We start from the raw sequence: 13,288 nt of genomic DNA on the forward strand, positions 1-13,288 counted from the left end.
TGTACCGCGAGGTAAAAAAAGATTTCAACCGCCCTGCGAGGGCAACAGCAGGCTCGAATCGCCGTAGCTGTAGAAGCGATAGCCGTTCGCGATCGCATGCGCGTAGACGGCCTGCATCTTCTCCAGCCCCATCAGCGCCGAAACCAGCATGAACAGCGTGGACTTGGGAAGATGGAAATTGGTCATCAACCCGTCGATCGCCTTGAAGCGGTAGCCGGGCGTGATGAAGATGGCGGTGTCGCCCTCGAAGGGGCGCACCACGCCATCCTCACCCGTCGCGCTCTCGAGGAGGCGCAGGCTGGTCGTACCTACCGCGATGATGCGTCCTCCCGCCGCCCGCACGGCGTTCAGGCGATCGGCCGTCGCAGCATCGATACGGCCCCACTCGGAATGCATCTGATGCTCGGTGGTGTCATCGGCCTTGACCGGCAGGAACGTCCCCGCGCCGACATGAAGCGTGAGCGTTTCGCGCCCGATCCCGGCGGCATCGAGGCGCTCGACCAGTTCGGGTGTGAAATGGAGCGCGGCGGTAGGGGCCGCGACAGCCCCCTTTTCGCGCGCGAACATCGTCTGGTAGTCGCTTTTGTCGGCTTCGTCGGTATCGCGCTTGCCCGCAATGTAGGGCGGCAGCGGCATGCGGCCGGCACGCTCGAGCAGGATCTCGACGGGCTCCTCGCCCTGGAAGGCAAGCGTCCAGCTGCCATCTTCCCAGCGCTCCTGCGCAATCGCTTCGACGTCGGCCGGGAATGCGATCCGGTCGCCCACCTTCAACCGCTTGCCATTGCGCACGAAGGCCTGCCAGCGGCGCAAGTCGAGCCGCTTGTGCAGCGTCGCACCAATGCGCGCCTCGCCCCGGCGCCCCTCGAGCTGCGCGGGAATGACGCGGGTGTCGTTGAAGACGAGCACGTCGCCCGCGCGCAGCACCTCGGGCAGATCGCGCACGATCCGGTCGGCAAGCGGCGCAGTGCCATCCGCGACAAGAAATCGTGCCGCGTCCCTCGGCTTGGCCGGGCGCAGCGCGATGTTGTCGGTGGGCAGGTCGAAATCGAAAAGGTCTACTCGCATGGAGGCATGCCGCTAGACCGAGATGCGCGCGACGGCAAGCGCGGCGTCACCACCGCGCTCGCCAAGCCACGCCCTTACTTCGAGGGCGAAGCGTTCAGGTCGTCGAGCGTGACCGGCTTGCCGGTCGCGGCCGGGGCCAGGGGTGCGGCCGGCTGGGGCTTGTTCTGCGAATAGAGCGAGGCCTGGAGGATCTTGGTCGGATCCTCGGGCGGCTCGCCGCGGTGAATTTCGTCGACATAGTTCATGCCCGCGATCACGCGGCCGAACACCGTGTACTTATGGTCGAGCGAGAAGCGCGGGTAAAAATCGATGAAGAACTGGCTGTTCGCGCTGTCCGGATCGTTGGTACGCGCCATCGCCACGGTGCCGCGCACGTTGGGCATGGCGTTGAACTCGGCCTTGAGGTCGGGGAGCGGCGAGCCGCCCTGCCCGGTTCCGGTCGGATCCCCGGTCTGCGCCATGAAACCGTCGATCACGCGGTGGAAGATCACCCCGTTGTAGAAGCCCTCGCTTGCCAGCTTGGAAACGCGCTCGACATGGTTGGGGGCCCATTCGGGCACCATGCGGATGAGCACGCGCCCACCGTTGCTCAGATCGAGAACGAGCACGTTCTGCGGATCGTGCGTGGGATCCATGTCGATCTTGGTCGGCAGCGCGGGAGGCGCCTCGACTACGTCCTTTTCCTTGTCCTTTGCCAGGGCAGAGCCGGAAAAAGCAGTGGCACCAAGCATCAAAGCGGCAATGGAAATGCGAAATTTCATGGATTACTCACAAACTCGGAACCGATCCTCGGCCTGCGGCGATAGAGCCGCTGCGCTGTCGGTACAATGAATGATTTGCAAAAACGCGTGGCCCGCTCAGTAGTCCCCGAGCTGGCCGCGCTGCGCGATCCGGGCGATGACGTCGTCGCGCACCGAAGGACTGACAAACTTCGCGATGTCGCCGCCGAACAACGCGATTTCCTTGACCAGCTTCGAGGCGATCGGCTGCAGGCTGACGTCGGCCATCAGGAAAACCGTCTCGATTTCGGGATCGAGTTGCTGGTTCATGCCCGCCATCTGGTACTCGTATTCGAAGTCCGCCACCGCGCGCAGGCCGCGCAGGATGACGTTGGCGTTCTGCTTGCGCGCAAACTTCATGAGGAGCGCGTTGAAGCCCACCACTTCGACATTTTCGATCCCCATGTCCGCGACCTCGCGCCCGACCATCGCCATGCGCTCGTCGGGCGTAAACATCGGGTTCTTGGACGGATTGGTCGTCACGCCGATGATCAGCCGGTCGACCAGCTTGGCGCCGCGCCGGATGATGTCGGCATGGCCCAGCGTGATCGGATCGAAGGTGCCGGGGTAGACCCCGATACGCGCGCTTGCCGGATTGTCCGTCATTCCTGTCCTCCAGGGCAGCTCATGGCCGCCACTCCCTAGCTTGATGGCCGATCCGGAGCCTGGCCCGAGAGGCCCGGCACGCCCGGCTCAGTGATCGCGTTCTACGATGTAGCGTGCAACGGCGCGCAGAAGATCGGCTTCCGTGCCGTGCTGGGCGAGATGGCCGATCGCCTGTTCGACCAGCATGCGCGCCTGTTCGCGCGCGCGTTCGGCCCCCATCAGCGAGACGAACGTTGCCTTGCCCGCATCGGCGTCCTTGCCGACCGCCTTGCCCGCAACCGCAGCGTCGCCTTCATGGTCGATGAGGTCGTCGGCGATCTGGAACGCGAGGCCGATGTCGCGCGCGTAACTGCGCAAGTGCGCCCGCCCCTCGGGCGCGACATGACCGAGCACGGCCCCCATCTCGACCGCCGCCCCGAGCAGGGCCCCGGTCTTGAGTTGCTGGAGCTTGGTGATCGTGTGCAGGTCGAATTCGGTGGTTTCGGCGACCAGGTCCATCATCTGCCCGCCAGCCATGCCCGCCGCCCCGCTCGAGGTGGCGAGCACGCGCACGAGTTCGATGCGGGTGAACGGATCGGCGCTTGTCGCGACTTCGGACAGCAGTTCGAAGGCGAAGTCATGAAGCGAATCGCCGGCCAGGACTGCCGTCGCATCGTCGAAGGCAAGGTGCACCGTCGGCTTGCCGTGACGCATGGCGTCGTTGTCCATGCACGGCAGGTCGTCGTGGATCAGCGAATAGACGTGGATCGATTCGAGCGCGATGGCCGCACGGATCGCCGCCTCGCGCTGAACGCCGTACATTTCGGCGACGGCCGTGAGCAGCAACGGGCGCAGCCGCTTGCCGCCCCCGATGCAGGCGTAGCGCATCGCTTCGTAAAGCCGCGCACGGGCATCGTCGGGAACCGGAAGGAGCGCGTCGAAGGCCCCGTCCACTTCCTCGGCGATGCGCGCGAGCGCCTGGCCCAGCAGCGAATCGGCCGGAACGACCGTGCTCATCGGCTCAGCGCTCCTGCGCGTCGAAGGGTTGCGTCGATACCGGCGCCCCGTCGGGGCCGGTCACGATCTTCTCGATCCGGGCCTGCGCCGCATCGAGCCGCTTCTGGCAATGCTGGCGCAGCTTCTCGCCCTTCTCGTAAAGCGAGATCGAATCCTCGAGCGGCACTTCCCCGCTCTCGAGGCGGCGCACGATCGTTTCCAGTTCGCGCAGCGCATCTTCGAAGCTGAGCGTGTCGAGTTCGGGTGTCTGGGCATCCATGCCCCAGCAATGGCGCTGCCCGCTACATGGGTCAAGGTCGCACGGGGCTGTTACTCCACCCAAATTGCGCTTCGTCGGGCTTCAGGCCATTTTCGAGACTAGAAAGCGGGCACCGAGATGGCTAAGGGCCACGCATGAGCGAAATCACCCCTGACGTCGTCGAGGCGCATGGCCTCAACCCCGAGGAATACGAGCGCGTCGTGAACGCGATGGGCCGCGTGCCCAATCTCCTGGAACTCGGCATCTTCTCGGTCATGTGGTCCGAGCACTGCTCGTACAAGTCGAGCCGCTTCCACCTCAAGAAACTGCCGACCGAAGCGCCCTGGGTCATCTGCGGCCCCGGCGAGAACGCGGGCGTGATCGACATCGGTGATGGACAGGCCGCCATCTTCAAGATGGAAAGCCACAACCACCCCTCGTACATCGAGCCCTACCAGGGCGCGGCGACGGGCGTGGGCGGTATCCTGCGCGACGTCTTCACGATGGGCGCGCGTCCGGTGGCGAACATGAACGCGCTGCGCTTCGGCCGCCCCGAACACCCCAAGATGAAGCACCTCGTGCAAGGCGTCGTCGCGGGCATTGGCGGCTATGGCAACTGCGTGGGCGTGCCCACGGTGGGCGGCGAGACCAACTTCCACAAGGCCTACGACGGCAACATCCTCGTCAACGCGATGACCGTGGGCGTGGCCGACACCGACAAGATCTTCTACTGCGCGGCCACCGGCCTCGGAAACCCGATCGTCTACGTCGGCTCGAAGACCGGCCGCGACGGCATTCACGGCGCCACCATGGCCTCGGCCGACTTCGACGAAAAGTCGGAAGAGAAGCGCCCGACCGTGCAGGTGGGCGATCCCTTTACCGAGAAGCTGCTGATCGAGGCCTGCCTCGAACTGATGGCGACCGACGCCATCGTCGCGATCCAGGACATGGGCGCGGCGGGCCTTACCTCGTCCTCGGTCGAGATGGCCAGCAAGGGCGGCGCGGGCATCAAGCTCAACATGAACATGGTGCCGTGCCGCGAAGAGGCGATGACGCCCTACGAGATGATGCTCAGCGAATCGCAGGAGCGCATGCTCATGGTCCTGAAGCCCGGCAAGGAAGCCATGGCCGAGGCCATCTTCAAGAAGTGGGAGCTCGATTTCGCGGTCATCGGCGAAGTGACCGACACCGGCCACATGGTGCTCGAGTTCGACGGCGAAGTGGTCTGCGACATTCCGCTCGGGCCGCTCGCCGACGACGCGCCCGAGTACGAGCGCCCTTACGTCAGCCCCGAGGACTACAAGGCCTGGGCGAAGGTCCCGGCGATGAGCGCGGTTCCCGAAACGACCGACCTCGGCGCGGATCTCACCACGCTGATCGGTTCCGCCGACCTTGCCTCGCGCAAGTGGATCTGGGAGCAGTACGACAGCCAGGTCGGCGCCGACACGATGCAGAAGTCGGGCGGTGACGCCGCCGTCGTGCGCGTCCACGGCACGCAGAAGGCGCTGGCGATCAGCACCGACTGTAGCCCGCGCTACTGCTATGCAGACCCCTACGAGGGCGGCAAGCAGGCCGTGGCCGAGACGTACCGCAACATCTCGGCCGTGGGCGGACTTCCGCTCGCGATCACCAACTGCCTCAACTTCGCCAACCCGCAGCGCCCCGAAATCATGGCGCAGATCGTGGGTTGCCTGAATGGCATGGGCGATGCCTGCCGCGCGCTCGACTACCCGATCGTTTCGGGCAACGTCTCGCTCTACAACGAATCGAAGGCCACCGGCGGTGGTTCGGCGATCCTGCCCACCCCCGCAATCGGCGGCGTCGGCATTCTCGTCGACCACGCGGTGATGGCCACGATCGCGTTCAAGAACGAGGGCGATGCGATCTGGCTGATCGGCGGCGTGGGTACGCACCTTGGCCAGTCGCTCTGGCTCAAGACCATCGGCGGCGAGGAAGCGGGCGAGGCACCCAAGGTCGACCTCAAGGCCGAAGCCACCAACGGCGCAGCGGTGCGCGGTCTGGTCCAGGCCGGCACGGTCAACGCGGTGCACGACATCTCGGACGGCGGCCTGCTCGTCGCCCTCGCCGAAATGGGTCTGGCCAGCGGCCTTGGCTGCACCCTCGACCGTGATCTCACGACCGCCGAGGCCTTCGGCGAGGACCAGTCGCGCTATGTCGTGACCGCGCCGGCCGGAACCGAAATCCCTGGCGCCGTAAAGATCGGCACGGTTTCGGGCACGCAAGTCGCGGGTGTCGAGATCGCCGCGCTGCGCGCCGCGAACGAGGCCTTCTTCAAGGAGTGGATGGAGGCCTGAGCCTCTCACCCCCTTCACACCGGAACGCGAGAACGCCCCCGCGCCGAAAGGTCCGGGGGCGTTCTTGCGTTCGGGGGTATCTGGGTCCGGCCTGCCTCAACGGCGCAGCAGGCTCTTCTCGAAATGGGCGAGCAGTTCAGCGTCGTGCCCCCCGGATCGATGCAATTCGGTAAGCGCCTCTTTGCCGCTCCAGGGCGTCTTGTACGAGCGTGTCGAAATCAAGGCGTCGTAGACGTCGCAAATCATCGCCATGCGTACCGGCCGCGAGATCGCCTCGCCGCTCAAGCCATCGGGGTAGCCGCTGCCATCGAGGCGTTCGTGGTGGTGACGGCAGACATCACGGATCACCGCGCTCGCGCCGCCGCAGCGATCGAGCATGATCTCGCCATCCTCGGCGTGCTCACGCATCCGGTCGAGTTCGTCATGGTCGAGCGGGCCAGGCTTGTCGAGGATGACACCGGGGACGCGCAGCTTGCCGATGTCGTGCAGCAGCCCCGCCGTTCCCAATTCGATGGTCTGGTCGGACGGCATGTCCAGTTCGATGGCGAGGTTGATCATCAACCCGGCCACCGCCAGGGCATGCGAGCGCACACCGTGACGCCCATAGTGATCGTGCACCGCGGCCAGAAAAATCTGCGGGCTGTCCTCGACCAGGCGCGCAAGCCGACCGGCGAGCCGGTGTGCGCCTTCCAGTGCGCTGCCGTCGCCTTGCGAAATCTGCAAGGCGACCCGTTTCATGGATAGGCGCAGGGCATGACGGATGGTCGGAGCCGACGCGTCGCACCACACGGCGCGCGCCTGCCCTTCGTCCTGCGCAAGGCCCGGCCCTGCGTGTCCCCAGTCCTCGTAAAACGCCATTTCCACCGTTTCGCTCTCAGGCTCCCGATGCCGTCAACGGCCGACAGGCCGGCACGCACATCACGGGCTCACGGCGACGAACAGCCGCCGACAAGGGTGATAGCCCCCAAGCGTTGCTATTGCCTAAACGTAGGAAAAGTGGACGGATTACTCCGTCAGGAACGCACCCAGGCCTGCTCGTCAATGCCCAGAAGGCGCAGCACGTCGGTCAGGTCGCCGCGGTCGATCCAGCCATTTGCGGCGAGGCGCGCCTTGGGTTTGGCATGATAGGCGATACCGTAGGTCGAGGCCTCCAGCATCGGAATGTCGTTTGCTCCGTCACCCGTCGCCAGGCTCGGCACAAAGGCATCCGGACCGAACGTGCCAGCGCTCTGGATCGCCGCGATCTCGGCGAGCAGGGTCGCCTTCTTGACCGAACTGTCGACCACCGGCCCGGCGAGATCTCCGGTCAGCTTACCATCGGCCACGCCCAGGCGATTGCCTACGACGTGCTCAAAGCCCAGCATCGCCGCGATCGGATCGGCGAAATGGTGGAAGCCGCCGGTCACCAGGACCGTGCGGCAGCCCAGCTTCTTGAGCGTTTCGACCAGCGTCTTGGCGCCGGGCATCGGGCGGATGCGTTCGGCGAGGCAATCGTCGACTGCGGTCTCGCGAAGGCCCGCAAGCAGCCCCACGCGCTCACGCAGCGCCGATTCGAAATCGAGCTCGCCCTGCATCGCGCGCTCGGTGATGTCGGCGATCTTTTCCTTGAGCCCCGCAAAGTCGGCCAGTTCGTCGATGCATTCCTGCCCGATCATGGTCGAATCCATGTCCGAGATGAAGACCTTGGGCACGATCGGCTCGTGGTCGGTGACAAGGCCGTCGCTGGGGCTGAAGTGGGCGTCGAGCGCGGCGCGCAGCACGCCTTCGTTGCCGTCGGGCGAACCGATCTGCATCGTACGGTCGCAGAAATCGAGCATGGTCGCCGAAGCGAGGCGCACCCCGCCCTGCTCCATCTCGGCGCGCGCCGTGTCGATTTTTGCCGAGAGATTTTCCGCGTCTGCTATCAGCCGGGCGATGAGCACTGCCAAATTCCTTGATGCTATCGGTGATTCATTCGGAACCGGGGCCGACGTGCGGCCTCCGCTCGCGCTCATTGCAGGGCCGACGGCCAGCGGCAAGAGCGATTGTGCGGTGGCGCTCGCGCGCGAGTTGCAAGACCGGGGCCGCAGCGCCGTCATCGTCAACGCCGACGCCTCGCAGGTCTACGCCGACATCCCGATCCTGAGCGCCTGTCCAAGCGAAGACGAACGCGGCGGGATCGACCATCGCCTGTTCGGCACCTGGGACGCGGCCGAAAGCTGCTCCGCCGCCGACTGGGCGAACGCCGCGGCCCGCGAGATCGCCGCCATCCACGCGCAAGGCGCGGTCCCCATTCTGGTGGGCGGCACCGGCCTATATATTCGAACCCTGCTCGATGGCATCGCCCCGATCCCGCCGATCGATCCCGAAATCCGCGAGGCCGTCCGCGCGCTTCCCGTCGCCGAGGCGCATGCCGCGCTAACTCGCGAAGACCCGGAGCGCGCCATGCGGCTTGCCCCTGCCGACACCACCCGCGTCGCGCGCGCGCTCGAGGTCGTGCGCTCGACCGGGCGTCCGCTCGCCCACTGGCAGGCGCGCAAGGAAGGCGGCATCGGCGAGACGGTCACGCTTTTTCCCGCCATCCTCATGCCCGAGCGCCAATGGCTCTATGATAGGTGCGATTTGCGCTTCGCGCGCATGATCGAGGCCGGAGCCCTCGAGGAAGTGCGCAAGCTGCTTGCCCGCGACCTCTCCCCTGACCTTCCCGCGATGCGCGCAATCGGGGTGCCCGAACTTGCCGAGCACTTGCGCGGGGCGATCGCACTCGACGAAGCCATGGCCCGCGGCGCACAGGCCACGCGGCGCTACGCCAAGCGGCAATTCACCTGGCTGCGCCACCAGCCCCCGGGAGATTGGCTCCGAATTGAAGTTGAAAATTACACCCTGAAGTCGATATGCGATATTTTATTTCGACGTTTTGGGTTGACGTGATATTTCGCAATGCCTAAAGGCTCCCCATCGAGCCCTTGGAAGTTGGGCTGGGAGGAGAGGATGACCCGGCGCGGCGATTGTCGTGCCGGGTCCGCTTCTTTGGAGGAATATCCTCCTGACTTATCCATCTCGTGTGTGGCGGATTTCCGCGGCCTCGAGGAAAAAAGGAACGTAGTGTGAGTGACGAGCGCAGTGGCGCCAACATCCTGGTCGAAAGCCTGGTCCGGCAGGGCGTCGAATTCGTTTTCGGCTATCCCGGCGGCGCCGTGCTACCGATCTACGATGCCCTATTCGGTGATGAGCGCCTGCGTCACATCCTCGTACGGCACGAAGCCGGTGCAGCCCACGCCGCGGAAGGCTACGCGCGTTCGACCGGCAAGCCCGGCGTCGTCCTCGTCACCTCGGGCCCGGGCGCGACCAACGCGATCACCGGCATCGCCGATGCCTACATGGATTCGATCCCGCTGGTCATCATCTCGGGCCAGGTCGCGACCAACCTGATCGGTTCGGACGGCTTCCAGGAAGCCGACACCGTTGGCATCTCGCGCCACTGCACCAAGCACAACTACCTGGTGAAGGACCCGGCGGACCTCGCCGCGGTCATCGACGAGGCGTTCCAGATCGCGACCACCGGCCGCCCCGGCCCGGTCCTCATCGATATTCCCAAGAACGTCCAGGTCGCGACCGCTCCCTGGAGCGACGGCCCGATCCAGCGTCGCGACCGCTACGCCCCGCGCCTGCGCGCCGAAGCGAGCGAGATCGAGCAGGCGATCGCGATGATCGCCGATGCCCGTGCCCCCGTGCTCTACACCGGCGGCGGCGTCATCAATTCGGGCCCGCGCGCCACGCAGCTGCTGCGCGAGCTTCAGGCGAAGACGGGCGCTCCGGTCACCTCGACGCTGATGGGCCTGGGGGCCTTCCCGGCCGACAGCTCGGACTGGCTCGGCATGCTCGGCATGCACGGCACTTACGAGGCCAACCTGGCGATGAACCAGGCGGACCTGATCGTCTGCGTCGGCGCCCGCTTCGACGACCGCGTCACCGGCCGCCTCGACGCCTTCGCGCCCAATTCAAAGAAGATCCACATCGACATCGACCGCGCCTCGATCAACAAGATCGTGCCCGTCGACCTGCCGCTGGTCGGCGACTGCGCCGAGATCCTCACCCAGCTTCTCGAAGCCTGGGGCGATCGCAAAGGACAGGATCTTTCGGGCTGGAAGAGCCGGATCGACGGCTGGCGCGAGCGCAACAGCCTGGCCTATCCCGGTAACGCGCAGGCGATCATGCCCCAGCTCGCGGTCGAACGCCTGTTCGCGCTGACCAAGGCCAAGGATCCGATCATCGCCACCGAAGTGGGCCAGCACCAGATGTGGGCCGCGCAGTACTTCCACTTCTTCGGTCCGAACAAGTGGCTGACCTCGGGCGGCCTTGGCACGATGGGCTACGGCCTGCCCGCCGCGATCGGCGCACAGCTCGGCAACCCCGACAGCCTGGTCATCGACATCGCGGGCGACGCCTCGATCCAGATGAACATCCAGGAGATGGGCACCGCCAGCCAGTACCGCCTGCCGGTCAAGGTTTTCATCCTCAACAACGAGTGGATGGGAATGGTCCGCCAGTGGCAGGAGCTCACCTACGAGAGCCGCTACTCGAACTCCTACTCGAGCAGCCTGCCCGACTTCGTGACGCTTGCCGAGGCCTATGGCTGGAAGGGCATCCGCATCGAGAACGAGAGCCAGCTCGACGCCGGCATCGAGGCCATGATCGCGCACAACGGCCCGGTCATCGTCGATTGCCGCGTCGCCAAGGAATCGAATTGCTTCCCGATGATCCCCTCGGGCGCGGCGCATACCGAGATGATCCTTTACGGCGATGCCGTCGCGGGCACGCTCGACGACGCCGCCAAGGCGCTCGTCTGAGCGCTCCGAAGCGAATTCAGGAAGAGTTATGACGCACATCAAGCAAGAGGTCGAGGAACGCCACGTCCTGACCGTCATGGTCGACAACGAGGCCGGTATCCTCGCCAAGATCGCGGGTCTGTTCACCGCGCGCGGCTACAACATCGACAGCCTGACCGTGGCCGACATCACCGAGAACCACTCGGTGAGCCGGATCACGATCGTCACCCACGGCCCGCCGAGCCAGATCGACCAGATCCACGCCCAGCTCGAGCGCCTCGTGCCCGTACACAAGGTGGTCGACCTGACCGAGGCCGGCCCCCACGTGCAGCGCGAACTCGCGCTCATCAAGGTGGCGGGCGTGGGCGAAAAGCGTGTCGAGGCGCTGCGCGTCGCCGACGTGTTCCGCGCCAAGGCGGTCGACACCACGACCTCCAGTTTCATCTTCGAGCTGACCGGTTCCCCTGAGAAAATCGACAGCTTCGTGGCCATCATGCGCGAGCTGGGCCTTGTCGAAGTGGGCCGTACCGGCATCGTCGCGATGATCCGGGGCGCGCAGGAAGCCTGAAAATTATCTGAAACACGCGTCGCACCGCACTTGATTGCGGGCAAGCGGTCGATAAACCGCGACGCACGATCGAAAGCGATCCGACCGACCTGACCGCAAGGCCGCGCCGGAGCACGAAAAGGAAAGACCGATGAAAGTCTATTACGACGCCGATTGCGACATCAACCTGATCACCTCCAAGAAGGTCGCGATCCTGGGCTACGGCAGCCAGGGCCACGCCCACGCGCAGAACCTGCGTGACAGCGGCGTCAAGGACGTGGCGATCGCGCTGCGCCCGGGTTCGGCTTCGGCCGCCAAGGCGGAAGGCGCCGGCTTCAAGGTCATGGCGAACGCCGAGGCCGCCGCCTGGGCCGACGTGCTCATGATCCTCGCGCCCGACGAGCACCAGGCCGCGATCTACGCCGAGGACCTGCACGCCAACCTCAAGCCCGGCGCCGCGCTCGCCTTCGCGCACGGCCTCAACATCCACTTCGGCCTGATCGAGCCGCGCACCGACATCGACGTGATCATGATCGCCCCCAAGGGCCCGGGCCACACCGTGCGCGGTGAATACCAGCGCGGCGGCGGCGTGCCCTGCCTCATCGCGGTCGACCAGGACGTCTCGGGCAACGCCCACGACATCGCGCTTGCCTACGCTTCGGGCGTCGGCGGCGGCCGTTCGGGCATCATCGAAACCAACTTCCGCGAGGAATGCGAAACCGACCTGTTCGGCGAGCAGGCCGTGCTCTGCGGCGGCACCACCGCGCTTGTCCAGGCTGGCTTCGAGACGCTGGTGGAAGCCGGCTACGCGCCGGAAATGGCCTACTTCGAGTGCCTCCACGAGCTCAAGCTGATCGTCGACCTGATGTACGAAGGCGGCATCGCCAACATGCGCTACTCGATCTCGAACACCGCCGAATACGGTGACATCAAGACCGGTCCGCGCGTGATCACCGAAGAGACCAAGAAGGCCATGAAGGAAGTGCTCGCCGACATCCAGTCGGGCCGCTTCGTGAAGGACTTCGTGCTCGACAACCGCGCCGGCCAGCCCGAACTCAAGGCGTCGCGCAAGGCCGCGCAGCGTCACCCGATCGAGGAAACCGGCGCCAAGCTGCGCGCCATGATGCCCTGGATCGGCGCCAACGCGCTCGTCGACAAGACCAAGAACTGATCCCTTCCCTTGCCTCGGGGACGCAGGCCATCGTCTGCGTGCCTGGGCAAGGGAAGAGCCAGTTCGGCCTTTTCGGACCCGACCCTGTTCGTTCAGGGTCGGGTCCGTGCTATTCGGGCAATGGCAATGGCCGCGAGGCACGCGCGCCCCGAAAGCAGGAACGAGGATCATGATGCGACATCACGCAAGTCTGGCCATCGCCGCCATCACGCTGGCCGGCTGCACGCCGGCAACGCAAGGAGAAGCGAACATGCCCCCTCCTCCCTCGACCACGCGCCCCGATCCCCAGCCCCTGTGCGGCGCCGAGCTTTACCAGAAGCACGTGGGCGAGGTGGCAAGCGAAGCGCTGCTCGCCTCGATCCGCGAGACCCAGGGCAAGAAGCCGGTTCGCGTGCTGAAGCCCGGTTCGGTCATGACGATGGATTACCGCGGCGACCGTCTCAACGTCGAAGTCGATGCCGACAACGTGATCACACGCCTGCACTGCGGGTGATCGCCGTCCGGCCCTGTGCGCGGGCCGGATCCTGCGGGAATCGTCGCGCCACCCGCACCTTGCCTTGCGCTTTTGGCAGATGAGGACCCTTTACATTGGGCGTCCCAGTGCCCATAGGCTTGCGCATGACTCGTCGTCTCGGCCTTCTCCTGCGACTTACACGCCCTTGGGCGTGAGCTTGCGTGCCGTCCTTTCGGTGCGCGACGGCGCTCAAGGGGACCTGATCGAAAGCGCTGGACAGCGGTCCGCGCTATAAATCCGCAAGAGCCG

At 65.6% G+C, this 13,288-nt stretch carries 13 protein-coding genes; 6 read left to right on the forward strand and 7 right to left on the reverse strand.

Annotated elements, in window-relative coordinates:
• Positions 1–24: 24 nt before the first annotated feature.
• From queA to HT136_RS11920, 5 genes are all read right to left on the reverse strand, one after another.
• Positions 25–1,065 (reverse strand): tRNA preQ1(34) S-adenosylmethionine ribosyltransferase-isomerase QueA, encoded by a 1,041-nt coding sequence (gene queA, locus HT136_RS11900; protein ID WP_214199986.1) that lies wholly within the window; start codon positions 1,063–1,065, stop codon positions 25–27.
• A gap of 74 nt (positions 1,066–1,139) precedes the next feature.
• Positions 1,140–1,826 (reverse strand): peptidylprolyl isomerase, encoded by a 687-nt coding sequence (locus tag HT136_RS11905; RefSeq protein ID WP_214199987.1) that lies wholly within the window; start codon positions 1,824–1,826, stop codon positions 1,140–1,142.
• Positions 1,827–1,922: 96 nt separating this feature from the next.
• Positions 1,923–2,450: a pantetheine-phosphate adenylyltransferase gene (gene coaD / locus HT136_RS11910; RefSeq protein WP_214199988.1), complete on the reverse strand. Its 528-nt coding sequence runs from the start codon at positions 2,448–2,450 to the stop codon at positions 1,923–1,925.
• Between the two features lie 87 nt (positions 2,451–2,537).
• Positions 2,538–3,446, reverse strand: coding sequence for a polyprenyl synthetase family protein (locus tag HT136_RS11915; protein WP_214199989.1), 909 nt, complete (start codon positions 3,444–3,446; stop codon positions 2,538–2,540).
• Between the two features lie 4 nt (positions 3,447–3,450).
• Entirely contained in the window at positions 3,451–3,705 is a 255-nt protein-coding gene (locus HT136_RS11920; RefSeq protein WP_214199990.1) for an exodeoxyribonuclease VII small subunit, read from the reverse strand.
• Positions 3,706–3,839: 134 nt separating this feature from the next.
• Between HT136_RS11920 and purL the strand changes: the two genes are divergently transcribed.
• On the forward strand, positions 3,840–5,999 hold the full coding sequence (gene purL, locus HT136_RS11925; RefSeq protein WP_214199991.1) for a phosphoribosylformylglycinamidine synthase subunit PurL: 2,160 nt from the start codon (positions 3,840–3,842) through the stop codon (positions 5,997–5,999).
• A gap of 96 nt (positions 6,000–6,095) precedes the next feature.
• Here the strand turns inward: purL and HT136_RS11930 are convergent, their stop codons facing one another.
• Both HT136_RS11930 and serB read right to left on the reverse strand, forming a co-directional pair.
• Positions 6,096–6,857 carry an HD-GYP domain-containing protein gene (locus tag HT136_RS11930; protein WP_246543657.1) on the reverse strand — a complete coding sequence of 254 codons (762 nt, stop codon included), beginning with the start codon at positions 6,855–6,857 and terminating at the stop codon, positions 6,096–6,098.
• Positions 6,858–7,012: 155 nt separating this feature from the next.
• Positions 7,013–7,921 (reverse strand): phosphoserine phosphatase SerB, encoded by a 909-nt coding sequence (gene serB, locus HT136_RS11935; protein WP_343222174.1) that lies wholly within the window; start codon positions 7,919–7,921, stop codon positions 7,013–7,015.
• On the opposite strand from serB, the gene miaA reads away from it, so the two are divergent.
• The 5 genes from miaA to HT136_RS11960 all read left to right on the forward strand — a co-directional run bounded on the left by miaA (position 7,914) and on the right by HT136_RS11960 (position 13,018).
• The gene (miaA, locus tag HT136_RS11940) at positions 7,914–8,909 is read left to right on the forward strand and encodes a tRNA (adenosine(37)-N6)-dimethylallyltransferase MiaA (RefSeq protein ID WP_214199993.1); all 996 of its coding nucleotides are present in this window, start codon (positions 7,914–7,916) and stop codon (positions 8,907–8,909) included. The genes serB and miaA overlap by 8 nt on opposite strands.
• A gap of 176 nt (positions 8,910–9,085) precedes the next feature.
• Complete coding sequence (gene ilvB / locus HT136_RS11945; RefSeq protein WP_214199994.1) at positions 9,086–10,828, forward strand: biosynthetic-type acetolactate synthase large subunit; 1,743 nt, start codon at positions 9,086–9,088, stop codon at positions 10,826–10,828.
• 28 nt (positions 10,829–10,856) lie between these two features.
• Positions 10,857–11,375: an acetolactate synthase small subunit gene (gene ilvN, locus HT136_RS11950; RefSeq protein WP_214199995.1), complete on the forward strand. Its 519-nt coding sequence runs from the start codon at positions 10,857–10,859 to the stop codon at positions 11,373–11,375.
• A 130-nt stretch (positions 11,376–11,505) separates the two neighbouring features.
• A complete protein-coding gene (gene ilvC, locus HT136_RS11955) occupies positions 11,506–12,525 on the forward strand; it encodes a ketol-acid reductoisomerase (RefSeq protein ID WP_214199996.1) in 1,020 nt (339 codons plus the stop codon).
• Positions 12,526–12,694: 169 nt separating this feature from the next.
• On the forward strand, positions 12,695–13,018 hold the full coding sequence (locus HT136_RS11960) for an I78 family peptidase inhibitor (protein ID WP_214199997.1): 324 nt from the start codon (positions 12,695–12,697) through the stop codon (positions 13,016–13,018).
• Positions 13,019–13,288 lie beyond the last annotated feature (270 nt).

It is taken from the genome of Novosphingobium profundi (assembly GCF_018491765.1).
Lineage (GTDB): Bacteria > Pseudomonadota > Alphaproteobacteria > Sphingomonadales > Sphingomonadaceae > Novosphingobium > Novosphingobium profundi.